The organism is Lysinibacillus sp. FSL P4-0201, assembly GCF_038593425.1.
Lineage (GTDB): Bacteria > Bacillota > Bacilli > Bacillales_A > Planococcaceae > Lysinibacillus > Lysinibacillus capsici.
In genome coordinates, this window is sequence record NZ_CP151995.1 from 3,618,496 (window position 1) to 3,637,814 (window position 19,319).

The 19,319-nt window shown below is 37.2% G+C and carries 24 protein-coding genes; 4 read left to right on the top strand and 20 right to left on the bottom strand.

What is annotated here, in order from left to right; translation table 11 throughout:
* Position 1: 1 nt before the first annotated feature.
* Together MKY76_RS18205 and MKY76_RS18210 are read right to left on the bottom strand one after the other, a co-directional pair.
* On the bottom strand, positions 2 to 499 hold the full coding sequence (locus MKY76_RS18205) for an NUDIX hydrolase (RefSeq protein WP_036078588.1): 498 nt from the start codon (positions 497 to 499) through the stop codon (positions 2 to 4).
* A gap of 326 nt (positions 500 to 825) precedes the next feature.
* Positions 826 to 1,200, bottom strand: a complete 375-nt coding sequence (locus MKY76_RS18210; protein ID WP_269897702.1) for an iron-sulfur cluster assembly accessory protein — start codon at positions 1,198 to 1,200, stop codon at positions 826 to 828.
* Positions 1,201 to 1,386: 186 nt separating this feature from the next.
* On the opposite strand from MKY76_RS18210, the gene MKY76_RS18215 reads away from it, so the two are divergent.
* Complete coding sequence (locus tag MKY76_RS18215; RefSeq protein WP_342556923.1) at positions 1,387 to 2,079, top strand: DUF2225 domain-containing protein; 693 nt, start codon at positions 1,387 to 1,389, stop codon at positions 2,077 to 2,079.
* Between the two features lie 50 nt (positions 2,080 to 2,129).
* On the opposite strand, the gene MKY76_RS18220 is transcribed toward MKY76_RS18215, so the two are convergent.
* A complete protein-coding gene (locus tag MKY76_RS18220; RefSeq protein WP_004228295.1) occupies positions 2,130 to 2,366 on the bottom strand; it encodes a NifU family protein in 237 nt (78 codons plus the stop codon).
* A gap of 83 nt (positions 2,367 to 2,449) precedes the next feature.
* On the opposite strand from MKY76_RS18220, the gene MKY76_RS18225 reads away from it, so the two are divergent.
* Positions 2,450 to 2,785 carry a YuzD family protein gene (locus MKY76_RS18225; RefSeq protein ID WP_054549443.1) on the top strand — a complete coding sequence of 112 codons (336 nt, stop codon included), beginning with the start codon at positions 2,450 to 2,452 and terminating at the stop codon, positions 2,783 to 2,785.
* Between the two features lie 54 nt (positions 2,786 to 2,839).
* Here the strand turns inward: MKY76_RS18225 and MKY76_RS18230 are convergent, their stop codons facing one another.
* Positions 2,840 to 3,904, bottom strand: a complete 1,065-nt coding sequence (locus MKY76_RS18230; protein ID WP_004228288.1) for an NAD(P)/FAD-dependent oxidoreductase — start codon at positions 3,902 to 3,904, stop codon at positions 2,840 to 2,842.
* Positions 3,905 to 4,173: 269 nt separating this feature from the next.
* Here MKY76_RS18230 and MKY76_RS18235 point away from each other — a divergent pair, with 269 nt between their 5' ends.
* A complete protein-coding gene (locus MKY76_RS18235; RefSeq protein ID WP_004228286.1) occupies positions 4,174 to 4,410 on the top strand; it encodes a YuzB family protein in 237 nt (78 codons plus the stop codon).
* Between the two features lie 79 nt (positions 4,411 to 4,489).
* Here the strand turns inward: MKY76_RS18235 and MKY76_RS18240 are convergent, their stop codons facing one another.
* Positions 4,490 to 5,242: a TIGR01457 family HAD-type hydrolase gene (locus tag MKY76_RS18240; RefSeq protein ID WP_066038189.1), complete on the bottom strand. Its 753-nt coding sequence runs from the start codon at positions 5,240 to 5,242 to the stop codon at positions 4,490 to 4,492.
* A complete protein-coding gene (locus MKY76_RS18245) occupies positions 5,239 to 5,691 on the bottom strand; it encodes a DUF86 domain-containing protein (protein WP_048394413.1) in 453 nt (150 codons plus the stop codon). Before MKY76_RS18245 ends, MKY76_RS18240 begins: the two co-directional genes overlap by 4 nt.
* Positions 5,692 to 5,779: 88 nt before the next feature.
* Between MKY76_RS18245 and MKY76_RS18250 the strand changes: the two genes are divergently transcribed.
* Positions 5,780 to 6,046 carry a DUF3055 domain-containing protein gene (locus MKY76_RS18250; RefSeq protein ID WP_009371988.1) on the top strand — a complete coding sequence of 89 codons (267 nt, stop codon included), beginning with the start codon at positions 5,780 to 5,782 and terminating at the stop codon, positions 6,044 to 6,046.
* A gap of 83 nt (positions 6,047 to 6,129) precedes the next feature.
* Here the strand turns inward: MKY76_RS18250 and MKY76_RS18255 are convergent, their stop codons facing one another.
* The 14 genes from MKY76_RS18255 to sufD form a co-directional block, all read right to left on the bottom strand.
* Positions 6,130 to 6,324 (bottom strand): hypothetical protein, encoded by a 195-nt coding sequence (locus MKY76_RS18255; protein WP_175400780.1) that lies wholly within the window; start codon positions 6,322 to 6,324, stop codon positions 6,130 to 6,132.
* Positions 6,325 to 6,375: 51 nt separating this feature from the next.
* A complete protein-coding gene (locus MKY76_RS18260; protein WP_054549444.1) occupies positions 6,376 to 6,903 on the bottom strand; it encodes an HAD family hydrolase in 528 nt (175 codons plus the stop codon).
* 114 nt (positions 6,904 to 7,017) lie between these two features.
* The gene (locus tag MKY76_RS18265; RefSeq protein ID WP_004228271.1) at positions 7,018 to 7,365 is read right to left on the bottom strand and encodes a YutD family protein; all 348 of its coding nucleotides are present in this window, start codon (positions 7,363 to 7,365) and stop codon (positions 7,018 to 7,020) included.
* 33 nt (positions 7,366 to 7,398) lie between these two features.
* Positions 7,399 to 8,316, bottom strand: a complete 918-nt coding sequence (gene lipA, locus MKY76_RS18270; RefSeq protein WP_004228269.1) for a lipoyl synthase — start codon at positions 8,314 to 8,316, stop codon at positions 7,399 to 7,401.
* Positions 8,317 to 8,423: 107 nt separating this feature from the next.
* Complete coding sequence (yunB, locus tag MKY76_RS18275; RefSeq protein WP_048394406.1) at positions 8,424 to 9,221, bottom strand: sporulation protein YunB; 798 nt, start codon at positions 9,219 to 9,221, stop codon at positions 8,424 to 8,426.
* Positions 9,222 to 9,244: 23 nt separating this feature from the next.
* Complete coding sequence (locus MKY76_RS18280; protein ID WP_066038192.1) at positions 9,245 to 10,354, bottom strand: HD-GYP domain-containing protein; 1,110 nt, start codon at positions 10,352 to 10,354, stop codon at positions 9,245 to 9,247.
* Between the two features lie 33 nt (positions 10,355 to 10,387).
* Positions 10,388 to 11,755 (bottom strand): bifunctional UDP-sugar hydrolase/5'-nucleotidase, encoded by a 1,368-nt coding sequence (locus tag MKY76_RS18285; RefSeq protein ID WP_048394403.1) that lies wholly within the window; start codon positions 11,753 to 11,755, stop codon positions 10,388 to 10,390.
* 20 nt (positions 11,756 to 11,775) lie between these two features.
* Positions 11,776 to 12,600, bottom strand: a complete 825-nt coding sequence (locus MKY76_RS18290; protein ID WP_054549446.1) for a sulfite exporter TauE/SafE family protein — start codon at positions 12,598 to 12,600, stop codon at positions 11,776 to 11,778.
* Complete coding sequence (locus MKY76_RS18295) at positions 12,600 to 13,457, bottom strand: DUF72 domain-containing protein (RefSeq protein WP_054549447.1); 858 nt, start codon at positions 13,455 to 13,457, stop codon at positions 12,600 to 12,602. The genes MKY76_RS18290 and MKY76_RS18295 overlap by 1 nt, the downstream gene beginning before the upstream one ends.
* 156 nt (positions 13,458 to 13,613) lie before the next feature.
* Positions 13,614 to 14,612, bottom strand: coding sequence for an ABC transporter substrate-binding protein (locus tag MKY76_RS18300; protein WP_342556924.1), 999 nt, complete (start codon positions 14,610 to 14,612; stop codon positions 13,614 to 13,616).
* A gap of 242 nt (positions 14,613 to 14,854) precedes the next feature.
* Entirely contained in the window at positions 14,855 to 16,252 is a 1,398-nt protein-coding gene (gene sufB, locus MKY76_RS18305; protein WP_016993620.1) for a Fe-S cluster assembly protein SufB, read from the bottom strand.
* 99 nt (positions 16,253 to 16,351) lie between these two features.
* Positions 16,352 to 16,777 (bottom strand): Fe-S cluster assembly sulfur transfer protein SufU, encoded by a 426-nt coding sequence (sufU, locus tag MKY76_RS18310; protein ID WP_016993621.1) that lies wholly within the window; start codon positions 16,775 to 16,777, stop codon positions 16,352 to 16,354.
* A complete protein-coding gene (locus tag MKY76_RS18315; RefSeq protein ID WP_257962013.1) occupies positions 16,767 to 17,996 on the bottom strand; it encodes a cysteine desulfurase in 1,230 nt (409 codons plus the stop codon). The genes sufU and MKY76_RS18315 overlap by 11 nt, the downstream gene beginning before the upstream one ends.
* The gene (gene sufD / locus MKY76_RS18320) at positions 17,996 to 19,303 is read right to left on the bottom strand and encodes a Fe-S cluster assembly protein SufD (protein ID WP_048394394.1); all 1,308 of its coding nucleotides are present in this window, start codon (positions 19,301 to 19,303) and stop codon (positions 17,996 to 17,998) included. The genes MKY76_RS18315 and sufD overlap by 1 nt, the downstream gene beginning before the upstream one ends.
* Positions 19,304 to 19,319: the final 16 nt, after the last annotated feature.

Sequence of the window (19,319 nt, forward strand, 5' to 3'; positions counted from 1 at the left end):
ATTATTTTTTAAAGAATAAACGATAAGAGGTATAACCAAAAATATCACCTGGATTAATCCCTTCTATCGCCTCTAATTGATGTCTTTCAAATTGATTGGAAGCCATTTCCTTTAACATCACAGAGGTTGTTTCATCTTGTGCTAGTTCCTGTGGATACAACCATTTAGCTTCTAAAATTTCTTTTTCTTGAATGGAAACCTGCTGCTGCTCATCTAGCATTCGACAATAAAAAATGGCCATATTATCACTGATGTCATCACGGATGACACCTGTTCTAAATCCAATTAAGCCTGAGACTCTACAATCGATGCCTGTTTCTTCTTTGATTTCACGAATGACCGCCTCATCTACCGTTTCTCCTGCATTAACAAAACCTGCTGGCAATGACCAACGTCCTTTCAATCCGCTATAAGCCTTTTTCACAACTAACCATTGTCCAAGCTCATTCACCGTAACTCCTGATACACCCAACCATATTTTCCCTCGATCTTTTCTCATAACCTTCACCTCTATCTACCTATTATACCTGCTCACTTTCTATGGAATGAAGCATTTATTCTGAATTTTACAGTTAATCCACAGTGAAAATGCTTCTTTCATTCAACCTCAATGAAAGAAGCTATTATACATTGCCTTGAATTTCACTAAATAAGGTCATAAAAATTTGTTGGAAGTGTCAGATGATTTTTAACATAGTTACGTTACTTACAAACGGGAAAATAAAAAGAAAGAAAAAAGCTCCTTTCATTCATCATGTTTTGCAACATCATCAATCAAAGAAGCCTATTATTGTTAGCCCATTATTCGAATGGATTTATTTACTTTTACTCACAAACCTCAGGTGTACCTTCACGCTTTGCTGTTCTGAAAGACGTACCGCAGCCACATGATGCAATGGCATTTGGATTATCGATTGTGAAGCCACCGCCCATTAGCGATTGTTTATAGTCAATTTTTGTTCCCATCAAAATCGGCGCATCTTCACGGGAAACAAGAATTGTTAAACCATGCTGAACATCTTCAAAATCATCATCTTTTTTCTCTTTATCAAAATGCATGCCATAGGATAGCCCGCTACAGCCGCCACCATTCACCACTACACGTAAAAAAGAACCTCGTTCTTCATTATGCTCCATCATTTCATTAATATGAAAGCCAGCAGCCTGTGTCACTTCTATAATTTGCTTTGTACTTGTCATCCCAATCACCTTCCTTCTTACGTATTATCATAACAATTTTGACCATTGTATGACAAACATTCAGCTTCAAGTCGATTATAAGTTATAATTCTCATATTTTTCACATTAATAGTATTTTTTATTCATGTTAATAAAAACATCATTGGTATAATAGTTACAACGAATTCTTGGCAGGGGGTAATATATATGGAGATTTCACCATATTATGAGAAAAAAATTCAATGTTTAAATTGCAAAAAAGAATTTCCAACATTAAAAGTGCGTTCAAAATTTATTAAAGTAGATCATACGGAAACAGATTTTCAACCTATTTATGCAGATGAAGTGAATGCTCTCTATTATAATGTTTTTGTATGTGAACATTGTGGCTTTTCCTTTACAGAAGACTTTACAAAATATTTTGCACCGGGTATCCAAGATGATATACGTACACAAATTACAGAAAAATGGGTGCATCATGATTTCAAGGGTGAACGTACAGTATTTCAAGCGATTCAAGCCTATAAGTTAGCGTTTCTTTGTGGCACGATTAAAAAAGAAAAAAATGTAGCGATTGCTGGACTAACTCTACGTCTTGCATGGCTTTATCGTTCCTTAAACAATAGTGGACAAGAAGAGCGCTTTACGAAATTAGCACGTGATTATTATATGGAATCTTATTCTACCGAGGACTACAGCTCTACACAAATGTCAGCTGTCCGAATTATGTATATGATTGCTGAATTATCTAGACGTATTGGAGATATTGAAAATGCGACACGCTTCTTTTCTAGAGTCATTGAAAAACAAAGTGTCGGTGGTGAGGCAAAAATTATAGATATGGCGAAAGAACAGTGGGCCATTATTCGTGAAGAAAAAGAACATGCGCGTCATAAATAGGTAAATAAAAAAGTTCTAGCTTGCAAACAGCTAGAACTTTTTAAAAAGGCTTAGAATACTTGCTCTACTTCCACGATACCTGGTACTTCTTCTAATAATGCTCGTTCAATACCAGCTTTTAATGTAATCGTAGAACTTGGGCAACTGCCACAAGCACCTAATAAACGTAATTTCACAACGCCATCCTCAACATCTACTAATTCACAGTCTCCACCGTCACGTAGTAAGAATGGACGTAATTTATCTAATACCTCTTGAACTTGGTCGTTAATTGTTGCTTCTGCCATTTATCTCGACTCCTTTCCTTATAATGATTATAATGTTAGCAACAGAAAAAATCCAATATTGAATCACAAGGAGAGAAAATACTATGCCATCAACAAAACCTATGATTGAAATTTATGGAACAGCTGTCATCTGTGCTAGTTGTGTCAATGCCCCATCTTCCAAGGATACATATGAGTGGCTACAAGCAGCCATCAATCGCAAATATCCAGATCAAGCATATGATATTCGCTATATCGATATTGAAGGTCCAATTGAGAATGAACGCGACCAAGAGTATGCGTCACGTATTCAAGACGATGAATTTTTCTACCCCCTTGTCCTCATTAACAATGAGGTAGTTGGAGAGGGCTATGTCCAATTAAAGCCTGTATTTACGGCCCTTGAAAATTTAGGGTTTGTCCCAGACGAAACGGTTTAATAAAAATAAAGGGATTGTTTCAAAATGATTTTTGAAACAATCCCTTTCAGCTAATTAATCATTTTGACGTTTGTAATACCATAATAATCCTGATTTCATTAAGCGAGCGATACGCCCAGTTACTGTTGTATCAGCTAAGTATACAAAGCCTTGTTTTTTACCAAGAGCTCCCATAAAGCCTTTTAATTTAATATCTGGCATCTTCTCTGGTAAATGTTCACCTTTCCAACGCATACGAAGTACTTTCACAATTTGCTCCGCTTGTTCCTCTGCTAATTGTGCTGTTGGGGCTAAATCTGATGAAGCACAATCACCTACAACATAGACATGTTCATCATCGAGTAAATTAAAATACTGTGTGACAAGTGGACGGTCATGTTTATCTTTCTCAACATCCATATCACGCACAATTTTGACTGGCTGGACACCTGCAGTCCAAACCACTGCATCGAGTAAAATTTCATCATCATGATTAAAAATTTTACCTGGCTCTACTCTTGTAATATTTGAATTGGCAACCACATCAACATTATGCTTAACAAACCAATCCTTTACATACTTACTTAGTTTTTCTGGAAAATCTTTCAATATACGTTGACCACGGTCAAATAGCTTGATTTTTAAATCTGAGCGACTTTCACGTAGCTCACTTGCAAGCTCAATTCCACTTAGGCCAGCCCCTATAATTCCAACTGTAGACCCAGCTGGTAACCCACAAAGTGCTTGGAATGTTGCACGTGATTTACCCATTGTTTGAATGCTGTACGTATACTCTTCCGCACCTGGTACACCATGATATTTATCTTCACAGCCAAGCCCAATGACTAAATCATCATATTCTATACGTTGTCCGTCTTCAAGAATGACTACTTTTTCCGCACGATTAATTTCAACGACTTCTCCATATACGGCTGTTAAACGTTCATGCTCTGGGAAGCTTACACGAATTTCTTTATCTGTTGCTGTCCCTGCCGCCAATGCATAAAACTCTGTTTTTAAACTATGGAAAGGGGCTCTATCTACTATAACTACCTCTCTGTCTAATGGTAGGCTGTTTAATAGACGAAGCATGACACGCATATTGCCGTAGCCGCCACCTAAAAGTACTAATTTTCCCATAATAGTCTCCTTTTATATCTCTTTTAATAATTGTTCACAAAGTATCCACAAACGAGTATAACCGATTGTGAGAAGTTTCACAATATCAGAATGAAATTTTGTGAAAGATTTCACAAAATAAACGAGAACCTGTTCATTTCTATTGATTTTTAAGCCATTAATAACAAATTCCCTTTATCTTTTATTAAAAAACGTTTTTTTTCTCTTAAACATAAATAATTGACGAAAATCGTAAAACCGAGTAGCATTACTTTGGTGAGGTGACATGGATGAATCCAATGGTTGAATTTTGTATAAGTAATTTAGCAAATGGCTCTCAAGCAACTTATGAAGTACTCGAACGCGATCCAAACATCGACGTTTTGGAATATGGCTGCCTCAGTTATTGTACAAAGTGCTCAGAATCCTTTTATGCAATAGTAAACGGTGAATTAGTAGAAGCAGATTCTCCTGATGAATTAACGAAAGCCATTTATCAATTTATTGAAGAAAATCCTTTATGGTAGTTTTCTAAAATACCTATATGAATAAATTTGAACAAATAAAAAGGATGTTATGCTGAAAATTAGCATAAACATCCTTTTATTACTTTAGTACGTCCACTACATATGTAGGTTGGCATTCTTTTTCGAGGACAATCTTTGTAGGCGTCACCCCAGTATTCACATGAATGGTGTCACAGCCAAATCGAATGCCACACATAATGTCCGTATCATAATTATCACCGATCATTACCATGTCTTCTTTCGCAATTCCATGTTCGGTCGCAATTACTTCCAGCATGGCTGGCGATGGCTTACCAATATAGATTGGTTCAACATCTGCAACTTCTCCTACCAAGCGTGCAAAAGAACCATTGCCTGGTAAGAACCCGTATTCTGTTGGGAATTTAATATCCTGATTCGTGGCAATAAAGGTCGCTCCTTGCTGAACAAAAACCGTGGCCCTAGCAAGTGCCATATAATCAAGCGTACGATCAATCCCCATAACAAATACATCGGGCTCATCCTCAACAGGCACAATATTTTCATTGAGTAGTGCCTGACGAATACCATCTGTACCCATCATCGCTACTTTTTTGCTTGGAAAATGTAGGGCCACATACTTTGCTGTGACCAATGCACTTGAATAAATATGCTCTAATGGCGCGTTCACGCCAATAGACAGTAAAGCTTCTTGCAGTTGTTCTCGCGTCTTCGAAGAATTATTCGTTACATAGAATGGCTCAATTCCTGCTTGCTGTAAACGATGAATAAAAGCTACCGCAGAAGGAATACCTTCCTTCCCACGGTAGACAGTACCATCTAAATCAAAGCAATAGGCCTTATATTGTTTCATTGATGATCCTCTGGCAAAAATGCTGAAACAGGTCCTAATTCATTTGTTAAATAATTATGAACTGCTGGCGAGAACTGCTTTAAAGCCATTAGATTGGCTGTTAGTACATGGATAACCTCTTGGATATCTACCTCTATAAACTCACGCACTAGCATTTTACGTAAGCCAACAACTGCTTTGTATGGTGCTTCCAAATCAGCAGCTACAACTTTTTCATCGACTAAAATATCAATAATATCCTCGTAGCTTCCTGGATCGCGCATAATGAAACCGTCAATCATTAAATTTCCTACATCCATCATTGACTCCATAATGTTGTGTCCAATTCGCTCGATAGCTAATTTCTTTATATCATTCTGAAGCCAGTTATCCTCTGTCTCCAAAATAGTTAATAGCCCATCTAAGTACTGTAAATTTTTTGTGATTTTATTACGATCTACAAAATACACAAGGAAAGCCCCCATTCAAATCTTTAAAAGTTGATAGTCTTTTCTCTTCTATAGTACCATAACTATAGGATTGGAAGGAGATTAAAAGATGGAACGTTTTTTTTTATATGATGATGTAGAAGATACGAAAACAAGATTTGTTAGTTTTGCTGGACAAAAGCTACGTTATGATTTAGCTATATTACAATCTGGCCGCTTCTTTGGAAAAGTGCTTGTCATGGATATCCAGTTCGGTCGCTTTGCTATTATTGGTCCTGATGATGTAGAAGAGCCTGGGTACTTAGAACATGTGTACAATCGCACAGAGGAAGAAACAATCGAATTACGGGAATACTTGCGTGAATTATTGAACTAACACCCATTTTATTGGGTGTTTTTTTATATAACATAAAAAAATTTCGCTAGCCATGGGCGATTGCGAAATCTTTTTACGTATTGTTATTTATTTAAAGTGGATGGATTATCTTTATTATGGGGCTTGTCTTTATTTTCATTATCATTTTGCTTTTTCGCTTGCTGATTTTGACCAATCACAGCTAAATCGTCTACACTAATATCAAAACCATACCCATATTCCTCTCGATCTAATGGCTTTTTATTGCGTTTTTCTTTTGCCAACATCATCACCTCCATTCATAAATTATCCCTTTTTTAATGATTTATACGCCCTTTTTCTCAATACGTTTAAGCTGTGACATCCTTAATAATCCACTGGGCAGCGCTTATTAAATCTGGAAAGACAGCATCTGCTAATGGATCTTGTTCCCCTAGGAAAACACCCTTTGTTCCTGCCCGTTTTCCTGCAATAATATCCGTATCTGTATCGCCTACCATATAGGATTTTGATAAATCAATGTTATATTTCTTTCCTAAATCCACAATTAATTTGCTATTGGGCTTGCGGCAGGCACAACCTGACTTAGGTTTGTGCGGACAATATACGACTTCATGGATCACTGCCCCTTTTTTCTTTAGCTCCTTCACCATATGTTCATGTATTTTCTGTAAGCCACTTTCCTTCATAAAGCCTAAACCAACCCCACCTTGATTTGTCACGACAAACACATAATCAAAATGCTTATTTAGCTTTCTGATTGCCTCAGGCACTTGCGGTAAAAAGTACAAATCCTTAGGCTTATTCACAAACTTCACACGATTGGTCAGTACTTCATTGATAACACCATCACGATCTAAAAATACGGCTCTTTTCATTTGCAACACACCTTCGATAAGCTGTTTTGTGCTTTAGTTTTCCCCAATTACACAAAAGCTAACAATCATGAAAAAAAACCTGATGCCTATCACATCAGGTTTTTGTATAAGAGTTTATTCTGCTAAAGGTTCATGGTCTGTTGGCTTTGTTACTTCACTCATATCCACTACTTCTGGCTGTTTCATAACTTTCCCCAATTTACGTAATACGAAATAAGCACAGCCAAAATTACAGTATTCGTATAGATAATCTTGAAGCGTACTTATTTTTGTATCAAAAGTGGATTTTTGATTTTTATCATCAAAAAACCCCTTTAAACGTAACTGGTTATAGCCCCAATCACCTACAATATAATCGTATCTGGCTAAGATATCTGAGTATCTTTCCTGAAAAACTTCCTCCTGAAAGGCCTCGCGATAATCTTCTATTAGTTCATATTCTAATCCTTCAACTATGATCAAAGTGACACCACCCTTTTCGTTCAGCCTTGACGTTTACACTTCCGCTTGTAATTGACGTTCTTTCGTTGCAGCATTTACTTGTTCGTCTGCATGATAACTACTACGTACAAGTGGGCCAGCCTCACAATGCTTAAAGCCTTTCTCCATGGCAATCTTACGCAGTTTACCAAATTCTATTGGTGAATAGTATTTTTTAACTGGTAAATGCTTTTTCGTTGGCTGTAAATATTGACCGATCGTCATAATATCTACATTATTTGCACGTAAATCGTCCATGACTTCTAAAATTTCTTCATGTGTCTCGCCTAATCCAATCATTAGTGATGATTTCGTTGGAATTTCAGGCTGCATCTCTTTAGCTAAACGCAGGAACTCTAAAGAGCGTTCGTATTTTGCACGAGCGCGCACTCTAGGTGTTAAACGGCGTACTGTTTCAATATTATGATTTAAAATATCTGGTTTTGCATCCATTAACATTTGAAGGTTCTCCTTCATCCCACCTAAATCTGATGGCAATACCTCAACAGATGTGAAAGGACTTTTACGACGAATGGCACGTACTGTTTCTGCTAAAACTTGCGCTCCGCCATCCTTTAAATCGTCACGTGCGACCATTGTAATAACAACGTGCTTTAAATTCATAATGGCTACTGAATCTGCAACGCGCTCTGGTTCTGCCAAATCTAGTTCATTTGGTAAACCTGTTTTCACTGCACAGAAACGACAAGCACGTGTACAAACGGAACCAAGAATCATCATGGTAGCAGTACGTCTCTCTCCCCAGCATTCATGGATGTTTGGACAACGAGCTTCTTCACATACTGTATGCAGATTTTTCTCACGCATCAGCTTTTTAAGCCCTTTATATTCATCATTCGTGTTTAGTTTTATTTTTAGCCAATCTGGTTTTCTTACATGTTCTTCTTTACTTGTAGGTTTACAAGATGTCATACGAATATCGCCCCTATCAAAAATATACATTTTTTAATATTAACTATCTTCACTGTTGTCAATGTAACATATTAAAGGCACTCCAACAACTATCACAACAAACATTTCTATTTATAAGGGACAGGTATCTCTATGGACGGTTGTGGCGCGTCACTACTATTGGTATAAATGTTTGGAACAGGTCCCCTTGTTAGGCCCATCGCTACAGGTATATCCTGGGCAACGGTAGAAGACTTACTAGCGAAAGGAACAATAATCTGAACATTTACCTCTAAATGAATACCTACCTCCACATAAGCACTATTGATCCCAAATTCTTGAATAGAGGATGTCACATTACTATGAACATTCCCAATCACGTGGAAGCGAATCGGGATCTTTGGCCCCAAATTTCCAAGCAAGGGAATATTGGCTGCTTGACCAAGCGGTACAAAAAAGACAATGCCATCACCATCTTGGATCCTGTTAATATCATATTCAACATTATCTAATTCAGGTAAATGGGATAGCTCTCCCTGTTCAGCTTGCTCCAAATACATTTTAACAAGCTCTAATGTCTCTGCTCGAACACGATTAATGATTTCTGTATTAAACTTAGTCGTCATCATTTCAGACGTACCTGGAGGAATATCTTCAATGATATCATTTACATCTAATACATTAGAGGTACGTGAATTAATGGCTTTACTCACAACATATGAGGCAATCTTCGTAGTTTGCACTTCCGCATATTGCAAATAGGTTGGCATGAGCCGTTCATTTAAATAATAAATAAATAATATAAGGCAAACAACCATACTAACAATTAAAATCGTTAATTTATTAAGACGCATTCCCCTTCTACCATATGAGCGTAATTTCATTCTTTTTCGAGGGAAAAACAAAAAAATCTCCTCCTGTTCCATAACGTATGAACAGGAGGAGTAATTTATTCTACTTTTGCGGGAACCACATAATCCGTCTCAACATTTTCAATTGTTACATCAGGATAATCCACTAAATTAATTTCATATGTAGCTGCGAGCAATTGATCTTGTTCTTCAAAAATACGAATCCATGGTAATGCCGCATCCAACGTGTTTTGTCTAGATACAATCCCACGGCGTCCATCTGATAATTTTAAAATAACACCATTTGGATAATGAACAACAGCTCTTTTTAAAGCTTTTACAATTCGAGCATCATAAAGAGTACCCGAGCCAGCTTCAACAATAGCTAGTCCTTGTGAAGGGAGCATCTTCTCCCGGTATACACGATTCGTTGTCACCGCATCAAAAACATCTGCAACACCAATTATCTTGGCAAATGGATGAATTTCAAAGTCAACAAGTCCTCTTGGATAGCCACTTCCATCAATACGTTCATGGTGTTGGAAAGCACAGTGCGCCACAAGCAGAGAGATTGAATGTAAATTCCGTAATAAATCAAAACCGTAACGAGCATGCATCTTCATCATTTCAAACTCATCATTCGTTAAACGTCCTGGCTTTGTTAAAATATCTTTCGGTACCATTAGTTTACCGACATCGTGTAATAATGCACCTATCCCGATCAAACGTAAATCCTCAGCAGAGTAGCCAAGTTCTTTGGCAATGGCAATAGAATACAATGTCACTTGGAAAGAGTGTTGATATAAATATTCATCAAATAAATAAGCATCTGTTAAAATGGTTAGAATTTCATTATTTCCAGTAACTGCAGAAAGTAATTCATCTACGATCGAAACAATTGTCTTTGATTGCTGATCTAATATATAAGAAGCATTTACTGGATTCAAACCATCAATGGACTGGAACGAATCCTTTATAGTTTTGATGACTTTATTTCGCATAGCAGGTGGAACGGTCTCTTCTACTTCTATTCCCTCAGAAATCTCATCGTCAATATATAAATAATGTGTATTTAACTGTTGAAGTCTTTGAATAATACGGTCATTAATGACAACATCTTTCTTTAAAAGCGGATGACCTGCCTCATTCCAAATGGTTCTTCCTAATACCATTCCTTCTTTTAATACATCGATTGAAATTAATCGCATGACTTCTTCCCCATTCCATTCTTTAAACTCTCTCTATTGTTTAAAGAATCTTTGACCATAATCTATCATAATGTTTCGTAAAAATTCAGGTAAAATATATTGTTTTTTTGCATATTTAAAACTTGGATAAAAATAACCAAATGTAAACAGATCCAATGTGACCAGTTTATAAATGTGATTTTGATCTGCTAGCTTACCATTAATTAATAATTGCCGATTTTCATTCATGGAAAATCCATATGTCAATATTTTTCCAAAAATGACGCCTCTAAACCCTAATCCTTTTAGTTCGATATAGGGCCATTCTTCATTTTTGGATTGCATATAAATTTCTTTCATTTCAGCGACGGATAATTCAATTGTACATAAATTAATTGGATGTGGAAAAATTCGGTGCAAATCTAAGGCAGTCACTATTCCCTTAGGAAGACCATCTAAAAATATTCCTGCATTGAATAATGCACAGTCCGCTCCGCTTTTTTCCAAAATTGCATGTGCAAATAAATCAGATAGCTGTGAATAATGGAACCATTCCTTGTTGTAGGCTTTCTTTGTTGTAAAAACTGGAGTATCCAATATTCTATTTCCTTCATCCTCCAAAAACTGTACCACTTTCTGTTCATTTTTAACAATTGGCAAATCCTTATTATGAATTAAAGTATCCTTTTTTTCAACAATTTTCCTCAATTTTTTATCATATTCTATGATAAGATGTCCAGTATATTGGCCAAACTTACCTCCACCTGTCAGTAAAACCCCATTAATCACTTTGCCCTCTGGTAGGACATGATGAGTATGAGAGCCGAATATAACATCAATTTCTGGACACTCATCCGCTAAGAGCTCATCCTCTGTAATGCCTAAATGGGATAAGCATACAACAATGTCTACTTCTTCACGTAGTTGATGCGCTAAACGTAGCAGTGTACTTCTAGCGTCGTCCATATGCCAATTTAATTCTTCATAATATACTTCAAACATGGCCGTGGCTGCAATGACGCCAATCTTCGTACCCATTGCTGTTGTTAAGATTACATAAGGCTTCATCCATGCTGGCTTCTTCCCGTGGGAGGCATATACATTTGCAACCACAACATCAAAATTAGCATTGTCATATAAGTGGAAGAGCTCTTCATGGGATAATGTAATACCTTCATTGTTGCCGATTGTCACCACATCGTAACCCGCCTCATTTAGCAATCGCACATTACCTTTCCCAACTGTTGCTTCTGTATAAATGTTGGAACGATCTAAATGATCTCCCACATCAAACAAATAGCTTGTTTCCCCGATATTCCCTAATTTATTGCGCATTTCTTTCACATAGCTTTGCATTCGTGGCCAATACTTAAAATGACTATGCAAATCATTTGTGTGAAAAATATGGATCTTTTCAAGCATTAAAGCCACCTCACTTCAAATTAAGCTAATATGCCTTCTATAATAGATCGAATTCCTAGTAATAATAGAATAATCCTTAAAGCTAGTACAAGTGTATCGGATTTAATCCTCTTATTTAACGCAGCACCCAGCTTTGCTCCAACATAAGCACCAGGAATAACTGGAATAGTATAAAGCCAGGGTACATGACCGAAATAAACATGGCTTGCAGAATTAACAATGGACGTTAAAAATACCATAAACATCGATGTTGCCACCGCGACATGTGGGGGGAATAAGAATAAAATAATCATTGCTGGCACGATCATGGAGCCGCCACCTATTCCAAATAAACCAGAAGCAAAGCCAATACCAAATGTTAATGTAATAGCAAACCAAATGGGATAGCCATATACATAGGTTTTTCCCTCAGAGTCAGTAAACTCTTGCTGCATACCATTTTTTACAAACCATTTTACAGGCTTCAGTTTGTCTCTCACAAGCAAAATAATCGATAAAATAATAAGTAAAATACCGAAATATAAATTAAAGGATGGTAAATCTAATCCTTTATTGACCCATGCGCCAAGGATTGTTCCTGGAATACTTCCAATAAAGAATATAAAACCACTTTTATAATCCACCGTTTTAGATTTCATATAGCTTAGCGTGGAGGCAAGTCCCGTGAAAATCATCATCACCACTGATAAACCGACTACTTTTTGTGGTGTAATATCTGGGATCATTCCTAAATTTAAGCCGATGTATAATGTTGCTGGTACTAATACTACACCACCACCTAGCCCAACTAATGAGCCAATTAGACCAGCAAGCAAGGCAATGATGACTAATAAAATAAACTCCATTATAGTTCCCCTTCAAACATGTTTAATTGTTTAGGTGCCAACCCGACATCGTTAATATTCAACATACCTTGTAGCTCCTTTGCGTTTTTCGCTGCATGATTACCAGAATTATTATTAAATAAAACGAAGAGTTCATTGACCTCTGGTTCAAGCTTTTTCATGCTATCCCCAAGCTGCTGTAATTCTTCTTTATTATAATCATATAAGAAGCGAACTTTACGCCAATTTTCTGCATTTCCTGTGTTCCGCCATCCATGTATATTGCGACCATGGAGACGAATCAACGCTTTATTTGCAGTCACTACAGGGTAGAAAGGAACAGATCCTACACCAGCCTGTGGTTCATCACAAATCGTATGGATAAATTGATGTTCTCGTAAGAAATCTATCGTCTGCTTGACAACATTTTCTGCATACCATGTTTGATTTCGAAATTCAATCGCTACTTCAAAATCCTTTAACTGCTGTCGGATATACAATAAATATTGCACATTTTTTCCTTGGCAATCAAACCATGGTGGAAATTGTGCTAATACCATGGCTAGCTTTCCATAACGTTTAAATTCATTGGCACATTCAATAAATGCATTGAACATATCATTTTTTGATTCAAAGGGAATCTCTCCACGTAAATGACCCGTCATTCCTTGGTAAGCTTTCACAACAAAACGGAAGTTTTCAGGTGTATCCTCACACCATTTCCGAACATGCTCTTTGGCTGGTATGGCATAAAAAGAAGTATCTACTTCAACCGTTAAAAAATGACCTGTGTAATCAAATAATTTATCCTTTGAAGTAGTCACTCCACTATAAAGTGAAGGGTGATCGCCCCAACCAGTTAATCCTACTACAATCATGTGACATCCTCCTCTATGTACATAATCATAGCACACAGTATGTCACTACAAATAAACATCATGTAAAAAATATACCTTCTTTTATCACTTAATTATGCCAAAGAAAAAGCATGAGTCCATATTCCATTGAACTCATGCTACTATAACAGGCGACGTTTATTTCACAAGATTTTGCTGAATAGCCTCTAAAAACTTAATTCGGCTATATGCAGGGCCACCTTCCATTAATGGATCTATTACATTAACAAATACTTGGTCATTTTTAAATGCAGTAATATTTTGGATGATTGGATTCTTTTTAAAGTCTTCTAAAGCATTCGGCGCGTCCGCATTTTCATCTGTTGAAAACTGCACAAATAAATAATCAGGATTCATATCTGCAAGCTGTTCCACAGAAATGGCCTCTTGAGATTTTGCTTTAGCAACTTCATTAGGTACTGCTAAACCAAGCTCTCCATAAAGAACTGCATTTAAAAATACTTCTTTTGGATAAACATACGCTTGTCCCCCACGAATACGAATAGCCGCTACTTTTTGATCTTGTAGTTTTTCAGTTAACGTGGACTTAGCAGCTTCAATATCAGCTTTATATGTAGATAAGATCTTCTCAGCATCTGCTTGCTTACCAGTTAGTTCTGCTAGTAAATTCAAATTAGATTCCCAGTTCGTCGAAATATGTGAAACTAAAATTGTAGGTGCAATTTTCTCTAATTTACTTTGTACCTCTTCTGGGAACTTTGTGGACCCTAAAATGACATCTGGATTTAATTCTAATATTTTTTCAAAGTTTGGTTTAATCTTCTCACCAATAGATTCTGCTTTGTCTGTTACAGAAGCATAGATCTCAGGGAACTTGCCACCAATAGCAATAGCTCCAACTGGGTGAACATCCAGCACAACCATATCCTCCATTGCTTCCATAGCTCCTGTTACAACAATTCTTTCAACTTTTTCTGGCACTTCATAGCTTTCACCAAGATATTCAATCGTTCTTGTGCCATTTTCATTTGTTGATTCTTCTTTTGTCTGTGTCACTTCTTCTTCTTTTGGTGTATCAGTGGAAGATTCCTCTTCTACTGCCTTCTTCTCTCCACATGCGGCGAGAATGAGCATAAATAATGCTATGAAACTAATAAATAAAAACTTCTTTTTCATTTACCTATTCTCCTTTGAATGATGATTAACTATCTCATCTTGCTTATTGAAGTACTGCACATCTTCTAGATTTACCTTCCCCCTTTTTAATTGATATTGATTCTCATTATCATTTTAGTATGTAATCTTAAATAAATCCAGTACTATTTCGATATATTATAATTATCCACTTTCTTTCACGACGTAAAAACACAAAAAACCCCTAGTCACAATTTATGTTGTGACTAGGGGTGGCTAATAAATTAACCGATAGAACCTTCCATCTCGAATTTAATCAGACGGTTCATTTCTACTGCGTATTCCATTGGTAGTTCTTTTGTGAATGGCTCGATGAAGCCCATTACGATCATTTCTGTTGCTTCTTCTTCGGAAATTCCGCGAGACATTAAATAGAATAATTGTTCTTCAGATACTTTTGAAACTTTTGCTTCGTGCTCTAAAGATACATTATCATTAAAGATCTCGTTATAAGGAATTGTATCAGAAGTCGATTGATTATCCATAATCAGCGTATCACATTCGATGTTAGCACGTGCACCACTTGCTTTAGGACCGAAACGAACTTGTCCCATATACGTTACCTTACCACCTTGTTTAGCAATCGATTTAGAAACGATTGTTGAAGATGTGTTTGGTGCCATATGGATCATTTTAGCGCCAGCATGTTGGTGTTGTCCTTTACCTGCTAATGCAATCGATAATGTCATACCACGAGCACCTTCACCTTTTAGGATACATGCTGGGTATTTCATTGTTAATTTAGAACCGATGTTACCATCAATCCATTCCATTGTACCGTTTTCTTCTACAACTGTACGTTTCGTTACAAGATTGTAAACATTGTTCGCCCAGTTTTGAATTGTTGTATAACGGCAATATGCATCTTTACGAACAACAATTTCTACAACTGCTGAGTGTAAAGAGTTTGTTGTGTAAACAGGAGCTGTACAACCTTCAACATAGTGTACGTGAGCGCCTTCATCTACAATAATAAGTGTACGTTCGAATTGACCCATATTTTCTGAGTTAATACGGAAGTAAGCCTGTAACGGTGTTTCTACTTTAACACCTGGTGGCACATAAATAAATGATCCACCTGACCATACCGCTGAGTTTAAAGCAGCAAATTTATTGTCTGTGTAAGGAATCACTTTGCCCCAATATTGTTTGAAAATATCTTCGTTTTCACGTAGAGCAGAGTCAGTATCTTTGAACACAATACCAAGATCTTCAAGGTCTTTTTTCATGTTGTGATAAACTACCTCAGACTCATATTGTGCAGATACACCTGCAAGATATTTTTGTTCAGCTTCTGGGATACCTAATTTATCAAAAGTTGCTTTGATTTCATCAGGTACTTCATCCCATGATTTTTGAGTAGCTTCTGATGGTTTTACATAGTACGTAATTTCATCAAAATCTAAATCCCCAAGATCGCCACCCCATTGTGGCATCGGTTTTGTATAAAATGTTTCAAGAGCTTTTAAACGGTATTCTAGCATCCATTCTGGCTCTTGTTTCATATTTGAAATTTCACGGACGATTTCTTCAGTTAAACCGCGTTTTGAACGGAAAATTGATACGTCCTTGTCATGGAAACCGTATTTGTAATCGCCGATATCAGGCATTTTTTTAGCCATCGTTTCTCCTCCGTTCATTGAGATGTATTTTTCTAGGTAATCATCCCTTGCTTTGAGTGAAGGCATAGTAGCTTTCACTCAAGAACAAGGAAGTAAGATTTATTTCACACCTTTTTCCATTGCTTTCCAAGCCAATGTTGCACACTTAATTCGTGCTGGGAATTGTGAAACACCTTGCAGTGCCTCAACATCCTCAAGGTCATATTTATCGCTGTACTCCTCACCCATCATCATTTTAGAAAAAATATCAGAAAGCTCAATAGCTTCCTCTACTTTTTTTCCTTTGATGAGCTGTGTCATCATTGATGCAGAGGACATAGAAATAGAACAGCCTTCACCATCAAATTTTGCATCCTCTACAACACCGTCTGTCACTTTCAATGTTAAGTGAATACGGTCGCCACAAGTCGGATTATTCATATCGATCGTTACAGCATTCTCATCTAAAGATCCTTTATTACGAGGATTCTTATAGTGATCCATAATGACTGAACGATATAGTTGATCTAAATTATTAAAAGACATCGCCAAAATACTCCTTCGCAGAACGTAACCCTGCAACTAAACGGTCAATATCCTCCTCTGTATTGTACAGATAGAAGCTTGCACGTGCTGTCGCAACTTGCTGAAGACATTTCATTAGTGGCTGTGCGCAATGATGTCCTGCACGAACAGCAATACCGTTCATGTCAAGCACCGTTGCCACATCATGTGGATGTACATCATCTAGATTAAATGTTACTAATCCACAACGCTTCATAGGGTCACGTGGGCCGAAAATTTTCAAACCGTCAATTGTCTCAAGTTGATCCATTGCGTAGCCTGCAAGCTTATGCTCATGCTCTAGAATGTTATCTAACCCGATATCAGTTAAGAAATCAATAGCGGCACCTAATCCTATTGCACCTGCAATAATAGGCGTTCCACCTTCAAATTTCCACGGTAATTCCTTCCACGTTGAATCATATAACCCAACAAAATCGATCATTTCGCCACCAAATTCAATTGGCTCCATCTTTTCAAGGTGTTCCTTTTTACCATATAGTACACCTATTCCAGTTGGTCCGCACATTTTATGCCCTGAGAAACCTAAGAAATCTACATCCAAATCTTGCACATCAATTTTCATATGTGGCGCAGCTTGTGCACCATCGGCTACCATGACAGCACCATTAGCATGTGCAATTTGAGCAATTTCTTTAATTGGATTTATTGTTCCAAGTACGTTTGATGCCATAGACACCGAAACAATTTTTGTTTTAGGTGTGACTGTCGCACGTACTTTCTCTAGGCTAAGAGTGCCGTCTGCTTCAAGCTCAATGTATTTTAAAGTTGCATTTTTTTCTTTGGCTAATTGTTGCCAAGGAATAATATTGGAATGATGCTCCATATGAGTAATGACAATTTCATCACCCTCAACAACATTTGCACGACCATAACTTGTCGCAACTGTATTTAAAGCGGTTGTTGTACCACGCGTAAAAATAATTTCCTGTGTTGATTGCGCATTAATAAACTTACGAACTTTTTCACGAGCACCTTCATATTTATCTGTTGCACGGTTTCCTAGTGTATGCACGCCACGGTGAACATTGGAATTATCAAATTCATAATAAGCTTTAATCGCTTCAATCACTTGAACAGGCTTCTGAGACGTCGCTGCACTATCAAGATATACAAGTCTATGACCATTTACATCCTGATTTAAAATTGGGAAATAGCTTTTAATGTCTTTATTCATCATTAGCGAACTTTCCTTTCAATAACCTCCGTCAGTTGCTTTTGAACGCCTTCAATTGGTAATTGCGTAACAACTGGCGCAAGGAATCCATGGATAACAAGGCGCTCTGCTTCTGCTTTCGAGATACCACGGCTCATTAAATAATAAAGCTGTAATGGATCTACTCGACCAACAGATGCTGCGTGTCCTGCTGTTACATCATCTTCGTCAATTAATAAAATTGGGTTTGCATCCCCACGAGCTTTTTCTGACAGCATTAATACACGTGATTCTTGTTGTGCATCGGCTTTTGTCGCACCATGCTCGATATAGCCAATACCGTTAAAGATTGACTGAGCTGCATCTTTCATTACACCATGCTTTAAGATATGCCCGTTTGAGTTTTTACCCCAGTGACGAACCTCAGTAGTGAAGTTAAGTTTTTGTTCTCCACGACCAACTACGACTGTTTTTGTATCTGCATGAGAACCGTCACCAATCAAATGCGTAATGTTTTCAGAGATTGTATCAGAATCATTCATTAGACCAAGAGCCCAGTCAACTTTTGCGTCACGCGCTAAACGTGCACGACGATTAACATATGTCGTAAATCCTTTTGCAAGGACATCTACTGCACCATATGTCACCTGTGCATTATCTTGAACAACGACTTCCGCAATAATATTCGCTTGCCCTTTTGCCTCTTCAACTGTTGAAACATAAGTTTCCACATATGTTACTGCTGAATTTGCTTCTGCTACTACTAAAACATGGTTATATAATGAAGCTTCCGCATTGTCATTAAGGAAAACAACTTGAAGTGGTTGCTCAATGATCACGTTTTTTGGTACGTATACAAACACTCCACCATTAACAAGTGCTGTATGAAGTGCTGTTAACTTATGCTCATCTACTTTAACAGCTTCTGTCATAAAGTATTTTTGTACAAGTTCGCCATGTTCACGAACTGCTGTGAAAATATCAGTAAAAATAACACCTTTATCAGCAAGTTCTTGTGATGCCTTAATATATGCTGGTGTATTATTACGTTGAATATATAGGTTTTCTTGTGCTTCAAGGTCAATTAAACCTTTTGCTTCTTCAGGTAGAGCATCCAATGAAGGGAATGCCTCACTATGAACTGCCAACACTGGGAAGTTCATGAAATCCCATTTTGTAATATTCGTTCTATCTGGTTTTGGCAAATCTAAACCAGCTACTTTGTCTAGTGCTGCCGCGCGAAGTTCTGTAAACCAAGTAGGTTCACCATTTGCTTCTGAGAACGAGCGCACGTCCTGTACTGTTACAGGCAAGTTAAGTTCCACTGTCATGCTAGTTCGTCCTCCT